The following is a 2,593-nucleotide window of genomic DNA, read 5'->3' as shown; positions in this document are numbered from 1 at the left end:
GTAAGCGCGATTTTCTCCGCACGGTGACGCCCGCGCTTTTGACGGATGGCCTTCGTATCGAGGGCGGCATCTGACCCGTTCAGGCAGCGGCGGTTTTGAGGAAGTTGAAGGGCAGCAGGTCGGTAATATCGGCGTCGTCGGCGCGCTGAGGCAATTCGGTGAGCACGTGGCGCAACCAGGCTAACGGCTCGACGCGTGAGGCGCGGCAGGTCAGCATCAGACTGTAGACGACGGCACTGGCCCTGGCTCCCTCGACGGTGTCGCTGAACAGCCAGCTCTTTCTGCCAGTGGCAAAGATTCTGATATCGCGCTCCAGGAGATTGTTGTCGATCGGCATCCTGCCGTCTTGCGTGTAGCGCGTCAGATATTCCCATTGGTTCAGAGTGTAGGATACGGCATCGCCAAGCTTGCTGTCGGGCAAGACTTTCGGGGCGATTTGATCGAGCCATTCCTTGAGGGCGTTCAGGACGGGAATGCTGTGTTGCTGGCGGAAGCGGCGAATGCATTGATCTGGCGTTTCGCCTCTGTCTGGTTTTTCGTCCCGCGCCTGCCTTTCAACCCGGTAAAGCTGTTCGAAGAACCGCAGCGCCTGCTCGGGCGGACCGCCGCCCTTCTTCCTCGCCTTGAGGGCATCGACAAAGCGCCGTCGGGAGTGGGCCATGCATCCAATGTGGGTGGCCCCTTCCAGCGTGCGCCATGCGGTATAGCCGTCACTCATCACGATGCCACGGTAATCGCCGAGGAAGGCCTGCGGGTGGATCTGGCCGCGGCCCGGCTGATAATCCAGAAGAACGATGGGCTCGTGACTGCCCTGGCCGCTGCGATAAGCCCACATGTACGATGTGCTGGTGGCTTTTTTGTCCTTCTCCTTGAGGACCTGAACCGTCGTCTCGTCGCCATGGATGAGAGGTTGCAGTCTGAGCCGCAGCTTCAGGGCGTCTGAGATGCGATGCAGATGCTTCTCGCTCGAGCCGATCACCCAGTGACCCAAAGCGCCGCGGCTGACAGGAACACCTGCGCGTTCGAAGGCCTGCGCCAGACGGTAGAGCGGCGTGCCATCGACATATTTGTGAACCAGCGCGAACGCCAGCGTTGAGGCCGTGGCAACGCTGCCCGGCAAGGGCTGCGTCGGCATCGGCGCGGTCACGACAGGGGCATTGATCCCGGTGCGATCGCAATGGCGGCACCCATATTTGAAGCGCACATTCTGTAAAACCTTCGCCTTCACCTCGATATGAAGTTGCTCGGTGACAGTCTCGCCCATGCGATGCATCTGGCCACGGCAGCAAGGACACGCCTTCTGATCGTCGGGCAGGTCATACTCGACCCGCTCACGCGGCAGGTTCCCCGGCAGCGGTCTGCGGCCGCGCTTCTTTCCCGTTGTGCTTTCGACGGGTGGCAAGCCCGTGTCCGGAAGTTCGGCGATATTGTCCGTTTCGCTGCCGGCATCATCCTCGTCGGCGGCCTGCTCGGCTTCATTGAACAGACGGTCGACGTGCTTTTCGCTGCGCGGCGCAAAACGATGCAGGCGTGCCAGCGCCAGTTCTTCCTCGAGCCTGACGACGCGCCCCGTGAGCTGACGATTCTCCACCTGCAGCGCAGCAATGCGCGCCAACAGCGCTTCGACACTCGGTTCGCCGGTTCGATTCATCGGATTCTTGAATCTGAACCGTACCGACGCGTCAACCGCTCAACTCGAGAGCTCAGCCGGCAACCTGATATTGCCGCACCGGATGGCGGACCATCGCATCGATATCGATGCCGTCAAGTATCCAGTGCAATTGCTCGGTCGTCAGCGTGACGACCGCCTCCTGGCGGCGCGGCCATCGGAACTTGTCCTCGGTCAGCCGCTTCAGGACCAGCACAAAGCCGGACCGGTCGAAGAACAGCAACTTCATCCGGTCGCAACGGCGATTGCAGAACGCAAAAACCGCCGGAGCGAACGGATCGAGCGCCATCGTCTCCTGGACCAGAACCGCAAGGCTGTTGATGCCAGCCCGGAAGTCGATCGGCTCACGGTGCAGATAGACCTGCAGGTCACCGCCCAGTCTGAACATGGCCCAGGGCTCCGATGATCGCCGTCAATGCATCCACATCGCCGCATTCCAGCGCGACCTTCACGCCGTTCGGCAGCGACGCGCTCACTTTGGCCGGAGAACAAAAAGCTGTAGTCCCCTTGGGTTCCGACCCGCGCACTTCATCGCAAGCCGCCGGCAAACCCACCATCGCCACGCTGCTCCCCCGCGACAGGGCGCGATCGGAAGCCCCCTCAAGTTGAACCGGGATGAACGCCGATGGGGAAGACCGCGGGAGAGACCTGGTCGCGGTGTGCTTCTTGATCCATTTCCGAAGCAGGTTCGCGTTGACCCCGTGTTCGAGCGCAAGTCTCGATACCGAAACGCCAGGCTCAAGACAACTCGCGACAAGACGCTCCTTCGATGTCGCCTCGTAGCGCCGGCGACCGTTCCGACCAACAAGCCTGACCCGCAGTTTCTGATCATCGTCTGCCATCACAAGGTGTCCACCTATTTTGGTGGACACCTCATGCATCAGAGCACCCAAAAGCAAAAGGTGCAGGGAAATTCGCGCTTAC

3 protein-coding genes are annotated in these 2,593 nt (G+C 61.2%); all 3 read right to left on the bottom strand.

What is annotated here, in order from left to right; translation table 11 throughout:
* Window positions 1-79: 79 nt before the first annotated feature.
* The 3 genes from tnpC to tnpA are packed head-to-tail and all read right to left on the bottom strand — an operon-like array spanning window position 80 to window position 2,511.
* The gene (gene tnpC, locus ABIB95_RS47260; RefSeq protein WP_354249228.1) at window positions 80-1,651 is read right to left on the bottom strand and encodes an IS66 family transposase; all 1,572 of its coding nucleotides are present in this window, start codon (window positions 1,649-1,651) and stop codon (window positions 80-82) included.
* Window positions 1,652-1,703: 52 nt separating this feature from the next.
* A complete protein-coding gene (tnpB, locus tag ABIB95_RS47255; RefSeq protein ID WP_148750250.1) occupies window positions 1,704-2,057 on the bottom strand; it encodes an IS66 family insertion sequence element accessory protein TnpB in 354 nt (117 codons plus the stop codon).
* On the bottom strand, window positions 2,038-2,511 hold the full coding sequence (gene tnpA, locus ABIB95_RS47250; RefSeq protein ID WP_354249226.1) for an IS66-like element accessory protein TnpA: 474 nt from the start codon (window positions 2,509-2,511) through the stop codon (window positions 2,038-2,040). The genes tnpB and tnpA overlap by 20 nt, the downstream gene beginning before the upstream one ends.
* Window positions 2,512-2,593 lie beyond the last annotated feature (82 nt).

Origin of the sequence: Bradyrhizobium sp. LA2.1 (assembly GCF_040547725.1) — a bacterium.
Taxonomy (GTDB): Bacteria; Pseudomonadota; Alphaproteobacteria; order Rhizobiales; family Xanthobacteraceae; genus Bradyrhizobium; species Bradyrhizobium barranii.
This window is presented reverse-complemented; position numbering and strand designations above follow the sequence as displayed.

Excerpts from the sequence above, each read along its gene's own strand:
- tnpC (WP_354249228.1), bottom strand. The coding sequence starts at position 1,651 with ATGAATCGAACCGGCGAACCGAGTGTCGAAGCGCTGTTGGCGCGCATT.
- tnpB (WP_148750250.1), bottom strand. The coding sequence starts at position 2,057 with ATGTTCAGACTGGGCGGTGACCTGCAGGTCTATCTGCACCGTGAGCCG.
- tnpA (WP_354249226.1), bottom strand. The coding sequence starts at position 2,511 with ATGGCAGACGATGATCAGAAACTGCGGGTCAGGCTTGTTGGTCGGAAC.